Source organism: Bradyrhizobium ingae, assembly GCF_055791185.1.
Window position 1 is genome coordinate 1 of record NZ_JBVUBB010000058.1, and the last position, 17,856, is coordinate 17,856.

Consider the following 17,856-nt stretch of genomic DNA (forward strand, 5'->3'; position numbering starts at 1 on the left):
CGCTCAGCAACCTTTCGTCAGCCCGCAGCCGAAATCAGCCTCAACCGGCGTTTACCCCGGAGCCACGTTGGCTCTGGGACCTTCTGCGCAGACGCCGGGCCTGACCCAGCAAAGCGCATTTTCGAACCTTGGATTGCGAGGCAGTTGAGTGAGCGCCTTACGAGATGAACAGTCACTCAAAGGTCGACGTTACCCAAAAGTTCGGCATCCTTCTGACCGATAGGTTGGACTCGGGCTCCTCAAACGACCTCCACCCTCACATCCGAGTATAATGCTATGCAGCTCAACACCTCTTCGTCATCCGCCAGTGCGGTTCCAGCTCAGTTCGTGCTTGCTCCGGAAAACACGGCCGTGGGTCCTTGCGTGCAGCCGCCCGGCCAGCAAGGCGACCCCTTCGAGGTCATGTTGTCCAGTTGCGCGCGGGAAGCCAAATCCGAGCTGCCGTCCCCGCCACCGGAGCTGCTGGACCCAAAGTTGCCTGTGCCGGAGGATCCCTTGGATCTGCTGCCGGCGAATGTGAAGGCGGCGGTTAAGGCAGCGGAGGAGGGCGTTCCCGCACCGGAAATGTCGAACGTCACGTGGAATGGTGGCACGCTGACCAATGCCGAGTTGCAGATCGTGGCAGTGCTGAACCGGCACAAGGACCAATGCCCGCTCAACTGGGTATCGCTGGCAGACAAGGCCAACGATCCGTCGACGCCCCCGGATCTGAAAGCCGCAATCGAGGGATTGCTCCAGGACCGCAACCTCTTCGATGCGATCAGAGGCCCCCAGGAGATCGATGCCATCTGCTGGAATCCGGCTCACTACTACAGGATCGGTGCATGCGATTTGTCGAGGTTCTCCGACCAGCACCCGCAGGTTGCTGCATTCCAGGAGCAGCAGGCGCACGGCTACGAGCAGAACTACATTCCCTCCGATGGTACCGGAAATGGCCAACCGTCAGTCATGACCGTGAACGACGCAATGCGCGAGCTTTACCGGTATTCCGACTACCTGACCAAGAACCTGAGCCTGGCGGATTTCAAGCAGATCGTCGACGGCAACGCTCAAACTGGCAAGAGCCCGCCGCAGGTGATCGCGGCGGCTCAATACTTCCTCGACCACCCGGATGCCTGGAAGCAGCTGTACGGTGGTACGATTGATCAGGTCCACAAAGAGGATTTCCTTCAAGTTGCTTCATCGTCGATGGGCCTCACGCGAACCGAGCTCAACACGCTCGACACGATCAACAAGAATCAGGGCGCCTTCTTTGGAGGCGGCGTGCTGACCCGGGACAAGCTGGCGAGCATGGCCGAGGACAAGAGTCTTGATCCGAAGGTACGGCAAGCGGCGTCGCAGCTGCTCTCGGATCCGCTATTGTTCGCACTGCTGAACAATTCGATTACGGGCTACAAGACCCATCACAAGTTCTTCGACTTCGGCGGCGGGCATAGGGTCGATTCCGGTAACATCAGCAACAACGACTTCACGAACTTCTACAGCAACATGTCGGCTGCGAACCGCACCGTTCAGCAGACCAAGACCCATATTCCCAAAACCGCGGCCGAGCAGTCCGCGGTCGCAGACATGATGATGGGCGTGGCCGACCAGCCCGATATCAAGTCTGTGAAGAAAAATGGCGGCGCCCTCATGCATGCGCTCGACGACGTGACCAAAGTGGGCGCGAAGGTTCTTGATTGGACCGCCACGGCGGTCGGTGCGCTCGGCTTCATTCCGGGTCTGGGCGAACTGGCCGATGCAGCATCAATGGTCATCGAGTGCGAGTCGCAAGCAGCGAACCTTTTGCACACCGCTATTAGTGGGGGCAATATGAAGCAGGCGCTGGAAGAAGCCGGCCTCGGTGTCGCGGCGCAGGCGATTGGCTGTATCTCCGGGCCCGAAGTCAAAATCGCGATGCGCGAGGGGCTAGCGAAAGAACTAATGGAAAGGGCCGCGAATGCGGGGGTCGACTTGACGGTCTCGCAGGCGCAATCCCACGCGCAGGACTATTTGAATAATCTGAAGGAGCGCCTCGAGGCCAGTCCCATGCAAGCCGCATAGGCTCCGAGCCAGGTCGGCACGACGGCATCGTTGCAAAAGGTGGCCTGACGGGCGCACTTGCACTCCTCGATACGTGGAGGGCTGCGCACTGCTGATGTTTCAGGTTAACTCGCTGTGAGGGAGAAAGCGCGAGAGCGTTAGCTTTCTTTGCGTCGAATCTGAATTGGCTTTCGCGTTCAAATTGTCCGTCGGCGCACCCAGCGTCTCCGACGAGCGACATCGCAAGACCAGCGCACCATATGGGTTCGTCCTGGGGTGCGGTCCGCTACGTTTCATTGCGCGCTCGAGAGGACCAGGTGCTCAGCTGTCTGGGGACGCACATGCGCCGTTGCGCGCCGCCGCGAGCGACCAGCGGTGCCGGCCTACAGCATGCGTTTGTGTCCGACCACAGACGTGCGGCTTGTTCCTATCACCACGGGCCGTGTCTGGCAGACAACATCGCCATCGAAAAAAAGCCGGGACGCGCATCACAGCCGCTGGCCTAGATCCTGCAGTGTGGAAGTGACGCCACAACGTCGGCCGTTCGAGCTGCGTTGCAGATGGCGCGAGCGTCGTGTGTTTGAGGGTTATATGGGATCTGGATTCCTTTCTTGGGGTGCCGCAACAGTTGCACTCGTGGGATGCGGCGTCGCTCATTCGGCGGATCTGGGGCCGGCGATGAAAGTCCCGACAGCCCTATGGAGCTGGACCGGAGGTTATATCGGCGTGCACGGCGGTGGCTATGGCCGCACATCCTTCAGTGACCCCTATGGCCCGTCAATCTATGGCGACATCGTCAATACGCCCGTGTTCCTGGCGGGCAATGTGGACCAAAAACGACAGCGATGTCACCTTCAACTGCAGCGGCTGCGATGGCCCGGGTACCCTCTATCAGGACCATGCTCTTGCGAAGTACAACATGGAGCGATGGGGAACGTTCTTCCAGGCCTCGTACAAAGTTGACTGAGAAGGCCGGCCAGGCCCCTCCGGAATACAGCAACTACGCGTGGGTGAAAGGTTGGGTCCAGGCGGCTAGGCGCAGGTGGAAGGCCGGGAATGAAACAGACCTTTCTTGAAAAAACCGAGCGGGTGCAGTGACGGCGTTGGTCGCTGGACGCGGCGAGCGCCGCGTTCCTATGTTCGACCGGATGAGAGACCATGCCTCCGTCCCGACCTGCCTTGCCCGGTGTAAGAGGGCGTTCGGCGGTCAAGGATGGCCGCAGGCCACCGCACCGCAAAGCGCGACCGCCGCCTTGCGATGGTGGGTGCAGGTGGCGCTCTGGGAGGCGTGTGGGACGGTGCAAAATCAGCTCTTCGAATCGGCGCTTCAGATTACCAAGCCGTTTTTTTGCCGGCACGGCGCTTGCTGGGTGCCATGGCCACTGAATGAATAATCCAGTTCAAACTCGCGCTGACCACACCCATGAAATGCTCCTTCCAAACCGGACGAGGGCAGCATGAAACAGTATGTTCGCGCTTCGGCAGTATTCGAATGATTACGCGCCGCGATTTTCTGGCAGGTACTGGCCTTGCCATCGTCGCCGGTATGGCCCCTATCGACTTCCTTCGGGCTCAACAGTTCTCACCCTACTATCCACCATCTCTGACAGGTCTGCGCGGCAGCCATCCTGGCTCATTCGAGGCGGCACACGCACTTGGACGCGAGGGTAAGGGTTTCCAAGCTGCACAAACGCCTGTGGAGGAAACTTACGATCTGGTCGTTGTCGGCGGCGGCATCAGCGGCTTGTCTGCCGCATGGTTCTATCGACGGAAACACGGTGCGGACAAGTCAATTCTCATCCTTGAGAACCATGATGATTTCGGCGGACACGCCAAGCGCAACGAATTCACACTCAGTGGCCGGTTAATCATCGGCTATGGTGGCACGGAAACCATCGATTCCCCGCGCACCGGCTATGGCGAAGTCGCAGCCGGCCTGCTGAAATCGCTGGGCATCGATCTCGATCGATTCACCGCGGCATTCGACCGTACTTTCTACGCATCCAGGAATCTGAGCCGCGGTGTCTTCTTCAACAAGGAAAACTGGGGCGAGGACAAGCTCGTAACCGGCGATTCGTTCTGGATGGCAGATGACGACCAACTTCCCAATCGGCTCAACGCCCGCCCGCTAAAAGACTTCATCGCTGATTTTCCACTCGCGGAAGCTGACAAGGCGGCCCTTGTTGCCTTCCATGAAGCGCCTATCGATTATCTCAAGGGAATGGCTTTGGATGCCAAGGAGAAGATTCTCGCCAGAACCAGCTACCGGGACTATCTCATCAAGCATGCCGGGCTGAGCGAGAGGGCTGCGCAGTACTTCCAAGGACGTTTTAACGACCTCTTCGCGTCAAGTTCCGACGCAGTGTCGGCGCTGGCTGCAATGAACACCGGCTTTCCGGGCTTCGATGGCCTAGGCATGAACACCGAACGGGCCACCGACAAGGATGCGGATGATCCCTATATCTGCCATTTCCCGGACGGCAATGCCTCCATCGCCCGCCTGCTGGTCCGCAGCCTCATCCCTGGTGCGGCGCCGGGCACGACAATGGATGACGTTGTCCTTGCACGGTTCGACTATAGCAGGCTCGATGAAGCCACTTCGCCGGTGCGGATACGCCTCAATAGCATCGCGGTGAATGTTAGGAACTTCGATGATCATGCAGATGTCAGTTACGTGAAAGGAGGTACGCTACGCAAGGTTCGCGGACGCAAATGCATCCTCGCCGGATACAACATGATGATCCCATTCCTTTGTCCTGAACTGCCGGAGGAACAGAAGCTAGCGCTCCGAAAGAACGTCAAGATGCCACTGATCTCTACAAACGTGGTGGTGCGGACTTGGAAGGCATTCCTTGAGCTCGGCATTCACGAACTCTATGCGCCGACCGGAACATGGGCCCGCGTCAAGATGGATTTTCCAGTCAAGCTCGGTGGATACCAACATCCGAAGGATCCGTCAGAGACAATGTGCGTTCACATGTACTGTGCTCCAACCACGCCGAATCAGGGCCTAGATGCACGCGACCAGTCGAGGCTTGGGCGCCAGAGATTGCTGGAGACGCCCTTCGAGAAGTTGGAGCACGATATCCGCGACCAGCTAAGTCGCCAGCTCGCTGGCAGCAGCTTCGATGAAGGACGGGATATCCAGGGCATTACCGTCAATCGCTGGCCCCATGGCTATGCCTATTCTCCGAACAGCCTATTCGACGACCCGAATGAGATGGCGCACACGATGACGGTGGCGCGGCGCCCCTTCGGCAATGTTGCGATTGCCAATTCCGATTCCGGCTGGGAACCCCTTACCCAAGCGGCCATCTATCAAGCTTGGCGTGCCGTCGGCGAGATCGACTAGATTATATGAGGGCTCGGTTGCTGGCGCTGATTCATTCTTGCGGATGAATCGCGAGCAAGCTCTCCGGGCCCGCCAGAAGCTGGCCAGCAATTTGCCGGTCACCGGCGAGATTCTGCGTGGCTCGCTGCTGGAGCGTGCTGTCCGACATACCAAAGATTGCCCGAAATGCGCGCGCGGCGAAGGGCACCAGGTCTTCGTGCTGACGGTGAGCTACGCCGGCGGACGAACCCGGCCATCAGTGTGCGCCGCGAACGGGTTCCCGAGGTTTCGCCGCTGGCTCGACAATTATCAGAAGCTGAAGGAGGCCATCGAGACGATCTGCGAGCTCAATCACGATTTGCTGCGTCCGAGAGAGCCGCGACAAAGCGCGGAGCGCGCGGGAGGAACCGTGATTAAGATGCGGCGGGCGTAGCTGAGCTTCGGCGACGGATTGATCACTGAGGACGTGAGCGATCTTCGTGAAGACTGGATGATGTACGTCGACCAAGTGCTCGCGGACGAACAAATAGTATCTGCCGTGTACGAAGCGTTGGCGAAGCGGCATCCCAAGAGTCGCGGCCGAGGCCGACCGGGCGCTCCAGCCGAAGTGGTTCATGTGATGACGCAGACCAGAGTGCGCATCTTCCGTGGTGATACGCGCTCTGAAGGCAAGATCCTCAGCCTGTTCGAGTCATCGACAGAAATCATTTGCAAGGGCAAAGCGGGCAAGCCCAGCGAGTTCGGCAAGATGGTGAAACTACAGGAGGCCGAAAACCAGATCGTGATCGACTATGAAGTCTATGCTCAGCGACCGCACGATTCGGAGCTGCTGATTGCAGTCATCGAAACGCATCAATCGATGCTCGGACGTGCGTCACGAATCGTGGCGGCAGACGCCGCCTTTTACTCCGCAAAGAATGAGGTCGCCGCGAAAGCGAAAGGCGTCAAACGCGTCTGCATCCCCAACCGCACGACCAAGAGCATTGAACGCAGGCGCGAGCAGAAAAAGCGCTGGTTCCGTAACGGCCAAAAATGGTCTCCTCAGGGGCATGTTCCGGTTTTCGGTCGCCGTCTGCAGCGTGTGCACTGGGCGGCCTTTAGACAGGCTGGCCAGTAGATTGTATTCCTGACCGACTTCATCACGCAGCTCGTAGTCGCGCCGCAAGTAGATGGCCTTCAGCATTTGGTCCTGCAGCGTGGCGATGTTCGCCCTACAGACCTTCGCGAAGGTCTGTATATCTTCCCTTGCGATGGGCGCTTTCAAACTACGCCCCCACGCGAAGAGAGGAACGATGCCGATGGTTGAGCCCCTTGGAAAACGTCCTTGGTACTTTTTATCACATCGATGGCGGGCTCGATGTCATGAGTCAGCATGAGGGTGGTCCGCCCCCTCAGGCTGGCCTTGCCCTGGAATAAGTTCGTGCAGGATGGCGAACTTCTTGCTCTTGTCGAAATGACGACATAGGGTCGTCCAGCACAACCAAATCCGGGTTTTCACTCAGCACCTGGTACATGAAAGGAACCAGTGCGAAGGCGTTTTTTCGCCGTAGCTCAGATGCTTCGACGCGGTCTCTAGGTGGCCGGCGAGGTCGCGGTGCACCAGCCAAGGCCGGTGTGTGGGAGAAAGTGTTCGCCGAACTGATCAAAGATCGCGACAACAAATATCTGATGCTCGATACCACTCTGGTTCGTGTCCACCAGCAGGCCGCGAACGGAAAAAGCGGGCCAAAACTCAGGAATTGGGGCGTTCCCGAGGTGCGCTGACCACCAAGATCCACATGCTCTCCGATGGTTTCGGCCGACCGCTACGCTTCAAGCTCACCGCCGGCCAGCGACATGACAACCTGACTGCAAAAGCCCTGCTCGAAGGCCTCAAGGCCGAGGCCGTGCTGGCCGACAGGGCCTATGACAACAACGACCTGCGCAAGACCATCGCAGATATGAACGCCGAAGCGGTGATCCCTTCAACCTGCTCTCGCACGGTCACCATTCCGCATGACGAGACGATTTACAAGCTACAAGCTCAAGCACTTCCGCCGCTTCGCCACTCGATATGACCGACGGGCAGTCTACTTCCTCGCCTTCGTCCACCTCGCCGCAATCTGCATCTGGCACCGCTGAATGTGGATTCGTCTAGTCGAGCCGCGCATCGCGCGAGCTCTTCGGTTAGCTTCCGGCGCCGGAAGGAGGCCACACCGTCGCAGATCAACGTCGGCGCCCCGCGGCCCGCTTTGATCGCCGCAGCCTGCCATCGATTGCGCGGAAGTTGCGCCTAGGCCGGCTTATGCCGTTTCGTTAATCCGCGGAGGTGCTGCCTTCCCTACGACGAAATAGACGAACCCGTAACCCGGGATGAACGCCGACAGGGCGCAATTGAGGATGGACCTGTTTTGCAATCCTCGAATGATCCCCATTACCCGGCTAGCAAATACGGTAATCGTCAAAATCCAGTACCAAAATGAACCCATAACCGAATCCCAATTTCAGACGCGTCCAGCGAGCTCCAATTAAAAACGGCCTCAGCTGGCCGGGGAGCAAATACTGAGGCCGTTCGTAACTGCTCAAGCTGTTCTGCAGCTCGAAGCGTGGTTGAAACGCCACCCATGGCCGTTTGTTCCCGAACAGAAACGCCGGTCATTCGGCAGTCAGGGGCCGGTAGATTTGGGCCACGAGGCGCCCGTACAGCTCCTTTCGTTCGTAGTAGGTCACGATGTGATGGTAGTGCCACATGGGAGAGCCTAAACGGCTGCGAGCTGTCGGATCAGCGCGCCGGCCGATGACGGGCCGTCCTCATAATCGTCGGGGCGGTTGAGGCTGAGCCAATTTACCAGAACCTTTGCCTGGCTCTAAATCCCTCAAACGTCACCGGCATGCTTGCGTCGATCTCTTCGACCAGCCTGCAACGGGCTACATTGAGATCGTCGGAGCGCTGGTTAGCTTCATCAATGCCGTGCTTTTTGCGCAGGCCATCGATCGCCGCGTTGTGCCTGTCGTAGGCGGCAACGATCTCGTTGATCCGCTTTTGTTTCCGTGCGCTCGGGGACCGAGTGTACAGGTGCTGCACCTTCGGTTGTGGTTCGGCGAGATGGTGGAGCTGATCGTCGGACGGCAGGGCATAAAAAATCGGCCTCACGCGCCTCTCTAAGCGACCAATCGTATTGCGGAACGTCCCGGATGGCCTCGATGTCTGAGGTGCTGCACCATAGCTGCGCCTTTTCGGCTGGGTGACGCTCCATCACATAGCTAACTGGATCGCCGATGCGCCATCTCATGGCCGAAAGGCCAGTCCGACGTCTCCGAGATGACGCGGTCAATCCGCTCGCCGCAGTTCGCGTCGGCAGCCTCGAAGAGCTCGTTGGTCGCAAAAAAAGTTGGCACCAAGATCCATCAGCTCCTGATCTGGCGAAGCGGCGCGGGCGGCTGGGATCACGGGGATGGTTGCTGCGGCGGCTGCAAGTGCCGAGACAGCAAGAAAGTTACGACGGGATGTGTTACCCGCTGCTTCAGCACAGGAGGCGGAGAAACAACAACTAGCCGATTGTTGATTTCCACTCGCCGGGCGTCAATCGCCTCTTACCGACTCAAATGGACGGTTCAGCAGAGCGATAGAACCATCATTGATGCCGACATGAACTTGCGTCGAGCATCACCATCTTTGTCTCGCTCGAGCACCCGCAGATTGTTGCAAAGTGCCTGCAGGCTTTCAGTTTTGAAGTTCACCGCGACCTCATGCGCGAAGCGATTTCGTACCTTGCGCAGCGTATCGGACCGTTCCGCTTCGCGTTCGGTAATGAGGCCTAATGCGAGACATCCGGCAATCCTGGTGCTGAAGCTACCAAAACGGGCGTTGAAGCCTGACAGGAGGGCTTTAGCGCTTTGGTTCTCGATCATAAACGCGCCGAGAATGTCCCCGGGGCAGTTTGTCAAGAAATGAAGTTGCCACCAGAGCGACGGCGCGATCAGTTTCCCCGTGCAACTCCTGAAGCGCAGCCAGAAATCCCCTGTAGTGAGGGTCCTTTTCCCAAATCTCTTCACGACCAACCGCATAGGCCTCCAACCATTTCGGGGACTTTGTCGCTCAACACCACCTCCAACGTCGTGAGTTACAGCACTTCCTACTACCACCAGTTGAATGGGCCTCGTACAAGAAAGGCCCCAGCTTTCGCTAAGGCCTTGTACAGCTCGGTCGGGATAGGCGTGCCGTCTGTATGGTTCACACTCCCGTAGGACAGGGTAGCCACGCTTTGCATAGCCGCGATAACACGGGACCGAAGCCCTAAAAGCCAATACGTCTCCTATCAGACGCTTCCCCGGAGGCCGTGAACGACCGCGCTATGGTCGTTGGCCGGGCCATTCAAAAGTCTGGTCAAGAGGACCTCCTTTGATTGACACGCCCGACATGGGTTCGGGCTGGCAAAAATTCACGGCACGTCGCTCTTGCGGCCTCCGCCTATCGAGACAGTGCCCATCCATACAATCGATTTTACCAATCCAACGAAATGAGGGTAGAAAACCTCAGTTAATTGAAATTGAACTCGGATATCGATCGTTGCTCTGGCTCTAAGAACAACCCTCGCTCCGACGCCGATTATCTTCCAAGGCACATGAGCGGTACCCTAATCGATCGGAACGGCCAGAACTGTGACGGATCCCGGCTCCTTATCTAGGGTGCCTAACGAGCGCGCTGACACCGGCAGATGCTGCAGCGTCTATCTGACGTTTGACGACGGCCCTAGTCTGCTTTTTACACCGGATGGTTGTCTTAGATGTGCTGGCCAAAGATCTGGTGTGGCCGACTTTTTGTGTTCATCAGCCCCTATGCCGCAAACCATCCAAGGCTATTCGACAAATGATCACAGAAGGTTATGAGATCGCCAAATCACACCATGAGTCATCCGGACGTATCCAGATGCGAGCCGACGACTGCGAAACGCAGGGACTATGAGCCTGCTAACGTTACCGTCGTTGATGCGATCTCGAGTTGTCGAAGCAATGTTATCTAAGGAAGATGCAATGACCCGCGCTACATCGCCGCCCGAGCCATTTGTAATCCTGGCAATGGCGAGGACCGGCACCCACTATCTTGAAGAGTTACTGAATGAGCATCCGAACGTGTTGAGCAACGGTGAGCTGCTCAATACATTTGATACGAATTGGCACGATAAGGATCGTTTGTTGCGGGGGGATCGCGAGCTTCTCGAGCTTGCGTATCTGCGCTATCCGACGCGAAGCGATAAGGCCAAGCTGACGCATGTTGGTTGCAAGATCAACGAACCGCAGTTTCACGATCGTTCCGGTATTTTTGCCGAGCTGGTTCGTTGGCCTCGCCTCAAGGTCATCCTCGTGCTTCGGAGAAACACTATGGAATCGCTTCGATCGCTGGTGCAAGCAAGGCAGAGTGGCCAATGGCTGAAGTTCAGTTCTGACGGCGAGGCCGCACCGCCGCCCCGCGTTACATTGTCAATCGCCGACTGCGAGGCCTATTTCAAGGCCGCCGACGATTTCCATGCCCGAGTTGCTCAGTCCTTCGCGTCGACCGGTATGCTCGTGATCGAGTATGAAAGGCTACTTCACCAACCAAGCGCCTGCCTGGCAACGGTTTGGGCGTTCCTGGGGGTCCCAGCGCTTCAGCTGTCTGGTAGCGCCATGCTTCAGCGCCAAGAAGCGCGACCGCTAGACCAAACCGTACAGAACTTTCATGAGCTGCGGCGGCACTTCGCAGACGGACCTTACGAACGATTCTTTGAGGTTGGTGAGGCCTGATCCGCGGTCAGTGGCGGCGAACGTCGGCGTAATTTGTCGTTTGTGAAGAACGTTTCTGAGCACCGTTTTTACGCGAGGTGTGGGTGCGATAGGTGGCGACACCATGCGACGCCAGATCGTCGATCCCTTCCTCAACTGGAATGACTGGCTCGCTAGAAATTTGCGTTGACGGCTGAGTCCCAGCCTGCGCTTGATGCAGCACAGCTCGATGCCAGAGCCAAGCGCTCTCGGGTCGAGTCCGTGGTTCATAACATCAATCCGAACCAGGTCGTAAGCCTTCGCAAGCCGCGCGCCGAAGAGCATTTCCCGAAGGGCATCCGGTGCTTGGTCAGCACGGTCGATGGGAAAGTTTCGACGGTGACGGAGGATTGCGAAACGGTGCGCGCTCGACTCGAAGCAGCGCGAGATAGGAGGACCAAATGTGTTCTGGCGGCTTCCGATCATTCGGCATATTCGCGTTTAGCGAACGGCAACTGCTAGATTTCGCCGGCCAATGCACCCAGAGATCACGTCGAAATTCTGCTCGACCATTGCCTGGCTGGATTGCGTATGGCCAGGCGATCTCTTTGCTGGTCCGATGGAGGCGACTGGCTGTAATCCGGCGATCGGCGTCACCTATACTGAAGGGAGAAAGGGACGTGCCCTCTCGGCCGCGATGACGGTTGCCTCAACAGCAAGGTGGCTTGAAATCGCGGCTTAGAGAAGGCCTGTCTGAGAAGCTGACATCGATATTCCCGAAGTGACTTGTCGCTTGTGATCGGCGAGCGTCACGGTCGATCGCCGAAACCCGTCGAGAAGGGCGGTCGGCATGACCAAACATGTCAGCATTGGTTCGGGTGGTAACGAAAACTGAGCTGCTAGTCGATCGTTGCTCATCGTCAGTTTTTCGACAGGTGCTGCGGGTAGAGTCGCTGCGAGTTGGATGCGCGCGATATGAACGTGCCGGGGAGCTCGGATGAGAGAGGCAGGGTCGCCTCATCTCATCAAGGCTCGTGTCGTTGGCAACGAGAAACATGCTGCGCCCGCCACGTGCGGGCGAACGGTGCTTTCGGAAGATTTCGTGAGTAATGTGCCCGGTTGATTATGCGCGTGGCGCTCGCACTCTGCCGCTTACTTCAATGCAACAGGACTTCAATGCAACAGGAGTGAATTACAATGGTGTATCTTCCCGTGACCGGTCTTCCCGTGGTCGGCGCTTTCGATTCGGCGACGAGTAATCTCGTGCCGGAAGGCGCGGCCGCCAATACCACGTTCGATACGTTGTTGGAGCCGTATGCCGGCGGTGTTCCGGCGGGCACCTACCAGTACCAGAGCCAACCGCCTTTGCCGGATCCGGTGTGGACGCATGAGGTCAAGGACGGCAAGGCCACGATCAACCTTGGCGACAAGTACACGATCACAGCCAAGGAGAATGACGGCACCTGGATGGTTCGTAACAACGAGACCGGCCATGTCACGAAGATCCACGGCGATCCTCATGTCGATGCCAATGGCGACGGCAGGGACGATTTCGATTTCAAGAAAGACATGACCCTGCAGCTCGATGACGGCACAAAGATCACCGTGAACACCGTCGATTACGGTAACGGCAAAACCATCTCCTCGAAGCTTACTATTACGAACGGCGACAACGCCATGGTTGTCGAGGGGCTCGGTGACGACAAGGATGGCAAAGACAATCTGAAGGTGACGCAGTCCAACGCCGGGCGGACTCTCGATCAGTTGACGCCCGATGGCTCGCAGACAATCCATGAGGAAAATCAGGGATGGGTCGACGGCTGCGGACGCGAGGTGAACCAGGCAATTATCCACCGCAATGAGAACCCTGACCCACCGCCAGATCTCAAGACGCTGATGCTTGATATGAGGATCGAGCGCATGTTCGGTCGCCATGTGCGGTTGCCCTGAGGTTCGATCCAAGTCCGTTCGTTAGTCATGGAAGCGGGCGCTTGCGCCCGCCTTTTTCATCCTCCGCACAAGAGTTGGAGGATGAAGGCAGGGTGCGGCGGCGTATCTATCCATTATCGCCGCTCTCGCATCGTTGATGATCTCGGCTGTCAGTGCTCTAGACCCTATGTTTGCCTTCTGAGGTGACGGGCGGCCCGCCCCGCGGCAAGCTCCTATCGGGGGTTGCTCCGGATGGTCCGGCGCCGAGCCTCAAGCATGGGGAGCGGACCTGATGAACGGCGCCGTCCGCCAATAACCAGACACAGGCCCTCCTCCACGGCACTTCTCTTTATCTTTACGAAGTGCACCAACTACCGGTGACGCCGATCGAGACCGCCGGGGTGCGGACCTTCCCGGCGCCAGAGGCTGTCTGCGCTGCTGCGCCCGTCTTCTGGCAGACTCAGAAGAACGACCTCATCGCCGTGCTGGGATCACTGAGGAATGTGAGCCCGATCTCGAAGGTTCTCCTTGAGGGCGGACATGCGACCGTGGCGGGGCGGATTGCCGGGGCGTACCGACTGCTGGGCAATGCTCGCGCCGCCGACGAGATCATCACCAAAATGACATCGGCCGGTCACGACGTCAGGGAAGACACCGATCCGTTCAAGGCATCGGTCCCGATGCAACTCCCCATCCGGGCCGCGCCGCCGATTATGACGCGGGTCCGCCTCATGTGGGCGGAAATGCGTGGGAAGGTGCTTGAGAATTTCAAGATCGAGCCGCGCCGCATCAACGATCACGACGGATATCTGACGGCAATCGATGAGCGGTACACCTCGGATGCATATCACTCGTTTTCCAGCGAAGGCTATTCGGTCACCGAGGACCTGATCGAGAAGGTCGGGACCGGGAATTGGGATCCTGACGGCAGCGATGGAGACCGTAAGCAAAAAGATGCGATGGCCGCGAAGGGGTACTGGGATGCGTTCCAACTGGTTGTCGCCTCGGTGGTGCGCGTGCTCAACGGCGAGGATCCGGCCGAGATCACGGATCGGGAGCACCTCAACTGGTACCGGGCTCTCTTTCAGCCTTCAGTCCAGGTAGGCATCATCAAGCCCGAAAATCTTGCGGGCTACCGCACTCACTTCGTCTTCATCAGGAACTGCGGACATACGCCGGTCGCATGGGAATCGGTGCCCGACGCCATGGAGGCCTTTCTGGACTGCCTGAAGGAAGACAAGGATCCGCGCGTGAGAGCCGTCCTCGGACACTTCATCTTCACCTTCATACATCCCCTTCCCGACGGTAACGGTCGAACAGGACGCTTTCTCATGAATGTCATGATGGCATCGGGAGGACTGCCTTGGACCATCATCCCCGTCGACAGACGCGACGAATACATGAAGGCATTGGAGAGCGCGAGCGTACAAGGCAACATCGCTTCGTTCGCGGCCTTCCTGGCAGATTGCTGCCGGCTTGAACCACCTCCTCCGCGGCGGAGCCGTCCGGGAGAAGTCCAGGCACCGGCTAAACTCGACTAAGCAAGCGCGCGGGGATGCGCTGGTCTGTGGTTACCGCGATGATCGCCGCGATCATCGCCCTGACCGGCGTCATCGGGATCAGGGGGCGCATCGCGATCATCATCAGGGGCATCGGCATGCTGATCATCGCCACCAGCAGCAGCAGACGTAGCCCAAACTGAGTATTGGGCCACGATCGAATCGGGGTGGGAATTGAGTTCGCCTATGACCTCGCGATTGAGCGCGCTTAGGGAACCTCATGAGCTTCGGTCGCGCAATGGACAAGCAGTCACTAAAAAGGTAGCCCACTTCCAGAGTAACCTTGGCCTCGATAAGCCCCGCCGGTCCCCGGCGGGGCTTATCGGTTGCCTGCATGGTTGACGCGCAGATCCTCGGTCAGGGCCTCAAAACAACCCGCGTGCAACCACCGCTGCGCCTGTTGATAGACGATCTCCCACGGCGGCAAATCGTTCGGCATCCAGCGCCAGGGCGCGCCGGTCTTTACGATATAGCGCAGGCCGTTGAACACCTCGCGAAGCGCGTGCGTCCGCTGCGAGGCGTCCTCGGGCAAAAGTGTCAGATACGGCGCAACAAGCGCCCACTCGTCATCGGAAACGTCAGAAGGATAAGGCCTCGCGTGGAATCGACATCCCGCAAACCTCAACATCTATTGTTCATCAGTCCCTAACAGCCTCTAGAGTCGCTAGTGAACGCACTTCCACCTGGGTCTCGTTCGGCTCAACCTCGGCCTGTGACGGATCCATCTTGATTATGCTGACTGAAGTCCGTCAAAGGGACGCGCTGTCGTCTTTGATCCGCCACCTTGCGACGTTCTGTTCTCGATGAGTACCTCGCCCTCATGCATGATCTGGCTAAGGCGCAAGTCAGCGGATGCGGCTGAGCAAGGGACGAGCCAGGAAGGCGCCGAGTTGGAGAATTTCCCAACACCCATCTTTCCGATCAAACTGAACGTGGGAATTGAGCTCAATGTTGAAAATTGTAGCGGTAGCGGCAATTTTCGTAGGAGAAGCCCTTTCAATAATTGCCGAATTGATTGCCTCAAAGAAATTTGGAACGGCAAGTGGGCCTCTGACAACGCTTCTGCCGATGTTCCTGCTGGTGACGTTGGGCGGCATCCTGCTCGTCTCTGGATACGCCCTCGGCTACATGCATCTCAAAAACATTTGGATAATTGTCGCGATATCGGTGGGATCGATTTTAGTGGTGGAGCCGATCCTCGCATTTCTGCTGTTCCGCGACGTGCCTACAACCGGCTCACTGATCGGGCTGGTTTGCGGCGCGGTGGGCACGCTCGCAGCGATTTTCTTATAAGCGCTAGTTTGGTCGGAGTTCAATTGGCGGGCTTGGGCGAGATAGGTGATGGAACTGAAGAGGTCTGCGCTCGCTGGGGAGGCTGGCGTTGGTCGGGAAGGTGACGGCTTTGGACCGAACGGTGTCCGCCGTTACCCGCTTTAGAACGCGCGTCTTCGACGCGCCTGTCTCGTGCGCCAACCACCTTAGTGTGACAACGCAGGTACCCGTTCGTCAGTTTTATCTGACCTCCAGTGCTTCTCGCGAACTCCGGCTCATGTCCGGCCTGTGTCGGCCTACCCCCGCCCTTTGTCCTAGAGCGAAGAAATGATGGATCACCCCCGATACGACGCTACGCGCGGTCGCCTCGATTCCGACCGCGACCGACTGCACAATCGTGGCAAAGCGCACCGCCGTTTGGACCACCGCCGAGCTGATGTCGGCCTCCCGCAGCGTTTTCTCACGAGCGTCCATGCAGCCGCCGCAACCATTTGCCGGGAAGACTGCCTGCGCCCACAACTTGAAATTGACTCTGTCCACAACGGGGTTCGCGACAACGTTCGCGCGTAACCGCATCGGCATCGCCTTGTATTCCGGATTGGATGCGAGGTGAGCGAAGCGCTAGTAAACCTTGTTCACCGCCATCACGGCAGCCGCACTTTTCGTTGCTGCGATCGCCGCTGGTGTGATCACGACGGCCGCCGCGGATTCCATCGCCTCTGTGACATTGAGTTGCGGGTCGCAATCGCGCTCGCCAGCAACAGGCCGTATTTGCTTTGCGGTAAAAGCGTCTCATCGGTCATCGTCGGGCCGGAGTCTGACGTCCTTGGCGGAATGCGGAATTTGATCCCTCAACTGCTCGATTGACATGTTGCCTCAGGCGACTTTCAGCGTCTCGCCGCCGATTTCGCGATTGCAGGGGCAGAGTGCATCGGTCTGCAGCGCGTCCAGAACCCGTAGCGTGTCCCTCGGGCTACGGCCGACATTCAGGTTGGTCGCATAGACATGCTGGATCGTATTCTTCGGATCGACGATGAACGTGTAGCGATGGGCGACGCCCTCAGGCGAGCGCACGCCAAGGCCATCGACAAGGGCGCCTTTGGAGTCAGCAAATTGCCAGATCGGAAGGTGATGCAGGTCCTTGTGCTCGCGGCGCCAAGCGAGCTTGCAGAATTCGTTGTCGGTTGAGCCGCCAAGCACGATCGCATCGCGATCGGCGAAGTCCTTGGATAGCCGGGCAAACTCGGCGATTTCGGTCGGGCAGACGAAGGTGAAATCCTTGGGGTAGAAGAAAATGATTTTCCATTTTTCGGGAAAGCTCTCTTGGGTCAACGTCTCGAACGCGCTCTGCCCCTTCTCTTCCTGCAGATGAAAGCCAGGCTTCACGCCCGTGACTTCGAACGACGGCAACCTACTTCCAATTCCAAGCATGTGTGTCCTCTCAGGGTTGCTTCGCGTGGAAGCGGTGGTCCGGCTTCATCGAAGCAATCGACATGCCACTCGATCTTGCGGTTTAGACTGGCGGGAATGCAACACAGGTTCTGATTGGTTTGAGAGTTCCGGAGAACCGATCGGGGAGGGACCAGCACTTCAATGCTGTGGGGCAAGCCGAGTTGGCGGCATGTCGAAAACCTGCACATTCAAGCGTCAACATCATCTGGTGAATGGAAGGCAGAGGACACCCCGAAACGCCGTTGCATTCCCATTCGGGCGCTTGACGGGTACACGGATTTGGCGGCCATGGCCTGTGGCATGTGTTTTCTCCTTAACCTGCTTTCGCTCCGGCAAAAGCGCCTGGTTAGTCGAAACGACTTGCTCGGTGGGGGCGCCGAGCGATCACGCGAGCGATCCGCGAGAAAGAAACTTCTGCGAGGCTGTCCTCGGCATCGGTGATCGAGTCGTCTCAGATTGGTGACGCTTGCGAGGGGACTTCAAGTGCGGCTGCAGGAGTGCAGCACAGAGTTGTATCCTACCAAAACAAGGAGGCGACAACATGCTACTTTGTGTAGCAAGATGTTTTGC

At 58.1% G+C, this 17,856-nt stretch carries 13 protein-coding genes and 4 pseudogenes; 11 read left to right on the forward strand and 6 right to left on the reverse strand.

Annotated features, from left to right (window positions below; translation table 11 throughout):
• The first annotated feature begins 276 nt into the window (after positions 1-276).
• The 6 genes and pseudogenes from ACV1FX_RS39325 (at position 277) to ACV1FX_RS39350 (ending at position 7,410) form a co-directional block, all read left to right on the forward strand.
• Positions 277-2,043, forward strand: coding sequence for an HrpF/NolX family T3SS translocon protein (locus tag ACV1FX_RS39325; protein ID WP_473122870.1), 1,767 nt, complete (start codon positions 277-279; stop codon positions 2,041-2,043).
• A 1,471-nt stretch (positions 2,044-3,514) separates the two neighbouring features.
• Complete coding sequence (locus ACV1FX_RS39330) at positions 3,515-5,374, forward strand: NAD(P)-binding protein (RefSeq protein WP_473122871.1); 1,860 nt, start codon at positions 3,515-3,517, stop codon at positions 5,372-5,374.
• Positions 5,375-5,411: 37 nt separating this feature from the next.
• Positions 5,412-5,786 (forward strand): hypothetical protein, encoded by a 375-nt coding sequence (locus ACV1FX_RS39335; protein ID WP_473122872.1) that lies wholly within the window; start codon positions 5,412-5,414, stop codon positions 5,784-5,786.
• Positions 5,787-6,425: pseudogene (locus tag ACV1FX_RS39340) on the forward strand (hypothetical protein); the annotation flags it as partial. It lies immediately after the preceding gene.
• Positions 6,426-6,979: 554 nt separating this feature from the next.
• The gene (locus ACV1FX_RS39345; protein WP_473122873.1) at positions 6,980-7,117 is read left to right on the forward strand and encodes a hypothetical protein; all 138 of its coding nucleotides are present in this window, start codon (positions 6,980-6,982) and stop codon (positions 7,115-7,117) included.
• A gap of 14 nt (positions 7,118-7,131) precedes the next feature.
• Positions 7,132-7,410 (forward strand): transposase, encoded by a 279-nt coding sequence (locus tag ACV1FX_RS39350; protein ID WP_473122874.1) that lies wholly within the window; start codon positions 7,132-7,134, stop codon positions 7,408-7,410.
• 767 nt (positions 7,411-8,177) lie between these two features.
• On the opposite strand, the gene ACV1FX_RS39355 is transcribed toward ACV1FX_RS39350, so the two are convergent.
• From ACV1FX_RS39355 to ACV1FX_RS39365, 3 genes and pseudogenes are all read right to left on the reverse strand, one after another.
• A complete protein-coding gene (locus ACV1FX_RS39355) occupies positions 8,178-8,486 on the reverse strand; it encodes a hypothetical protein (RefSeq protein ID WP_473122875.1) in 309 nt (102 codons plus the stop codon).
• A 177-nt stretch (positions 8,487-8,663) separates the two neighbouring features.
• Positions 8,664-8,843 (reverse strand): annotated as a pseudogene (locus tag ACV1FX_RS39360) (twin-arginine translocation signal domain-containing protein); the annotation flags it as partial.
• Between the two features lie 104 nt (positions 8,844-8,947).
• Complete coding sequence (locus ACV1FX_RS39365; RefSeq protein ID WP_473122876.1) at positions 8,948-9,400, reverse strand: hypothetical protein; 453 nt, start codon at positions 9,398-9,400, stop codon at positions 8,948-8,950.
• A 966-nt stretch (positions 9,401-10,366) separates the two neighbouring features.
• Between ACV1FX_RS39365 and ACV1FX_RS39370 the strand changes: the two genes are divergently transcribed.
• From ACV1FX_RS39370 to ACV1FX_RS39385, 4 genes are all read left to right on the forward strand, one after another.
• Positions 10,367-11,116: a sulfotransferase domain-containing protein gene (locus ACV1FX_RS39370; protein ID WP_473122877.1), complete on the forward strand. Its 750-nt coding sequence runs from the start codon at positions 10,367-10,369 to the stop codon at positions 11,114-11,116.
• A gap of 1,170 nt (positions 11,117-12,286) precedes the next feature.
• On the forward strand, positions 12,287-13,024 hold the full coding sequence (locus ACV1FX_RS39375) for a DUF1521 domain-containing protein (protein ID WP_473122878.1): 738 nt from the start codon (positions 12,287-12,289) through the stop codon (positions 13,022-13,024).
• 356 nt (positions 13,025-13,380) lie between these two features.
• Complete coding sequence (locus tag ACV1FX_RS39380) at positions 13,381-14,544, forward strand: Fic family protein (RefSeq protein ID WP_473122879.1); 1,164 nt, start codon at positions 13,381-13,383, stop codon at positions 14,542-14,544.
• A gap of 14 nt (positions 14,545-14,558) precedes the next feature.
• Positions 14,559-14,705, forward strand: coding sequence for a hypothetical protein (locus ACV1FX_RS39385; protein ID WP_473122880.1), 147 nt, complete (start codon positions 14,559-14,561; stop codon positions 14,703-14,705).
• A 200-nt stretch (positions 14,706-14,905) separates the two neighbouring features.
• On the opposite strand, the pseudogene ACV1FX_RS39390 reads toward ACV1FX_RS39385, so the two are convergent.
• Positions 14,906-15,190: pseudogene (locus ACV1FX_RS39390) on the reverse strand (transposase); the annotation flags it as partial.
• Positions 15,191-15,510: 320 nt separating this feature from the next.
• Between ACV1FX_RS39390 and ACV1FX_RS39395 the strand changes: the two are divergent.
• A complete protein-coding gene (locus ACV1FX_RS39395; RefSeq protein WP_254103633.1) occupies positions 15,511-15,855 on the forward strand; it encodes a hypothetical protein in 345 nt (114 codons plus the stop codon).
• 342 nt (positions 15,856-16,197) lie between these two features.
• On the opposite strand, the pseudogene ACV1FX_RS39400 reads toward ACV1FX_RS39395, so the two are convergent.
• Together ACV1FX_RS39400 and ACV1FX_RS39405 are read right to left on the reverse strand one after the other, a co-directional pair.
• Positions 16,198-16,704 (reverse strand): annotated as a pseudogene (locus ACV1FX_RS39400) (carboxymuconolactone decarboxylase family protein); the annotation flags it as partial.
• Between the two features lie 6 nt (positions 16,705-16,710).
• Complete coding sequence (locus ACV1FX_RS39405; protein ID WP_473122881.1) at positions 16,711-17,265, reverse strand: peroxiredoxin; 555 nt, start codon at positions 17,263-17,265, stop codon at positions 16,711-16,713.
• Positions 17,266-17,856 lie beyond the last annotated feature (591 nt).

Bases quoted from the DNA above. Each gene is read 5' to 3' on its own strand.
- ACV1FX_RS39370 (WP_473122877.1), top strand. From the start codon at position 10,367: ATGACCCGCGCTACATCGCCGCCCGAGCCATTTGTAATCCTGGCAATG.
- ACV1FX_RS39325 (WP_473122870.1), top strand. From the start codon at position 277: ATGCAGCTCAACACCTCTTCGTCATCCGCCAGTGCGGTTCCAGCTCAG.
- ACV1FX_RS39385 (WP_473122880.1), top strand. From the start codon at position 14,559: ATGCGCTGGTCTGTGGTTACCGCGATGATCGCCGCGATCATCGCCCTG.
- ACV1FX_RS39350 (WP_473122874.1), top strand. From the start codon at position 7,132: ATGCTCTCCGATGGTTTCGGCCGACCGCTACGCTTCAAGCTCACCGCC.
- ACV1FX_RS39405 (WP_473122881.1), bottom strand. From the start codon at position 17,265: ATGCTTGGAATTGGAAGTAGGTTGCCGTCGTTCGAAGTCACGGGCGTG.
- ACV1FX_RS39330 (WP_473122871.1), top strand. From the start codon at position 3,515: ATGATTACGCGCCGCGATTTTCTGGCAGGTACTGGCCTTGCCATCGTC.
- ACV1FX_RS39395 (WP_254103633.1), top strand. From the start codon at position 15,511: ATGTTGAAAATTGTAGCGGTAGCGGCAATTTTCGTAGGAGAAGCCCTT.
- ACV1FX_RS39365 (WP_473122876.1), bottom strand. From the start codon at position 9,400: ATGCGGTTGGTCGTGAAGAGATTTGGGAAAAGGACCCTCACTACAGGG.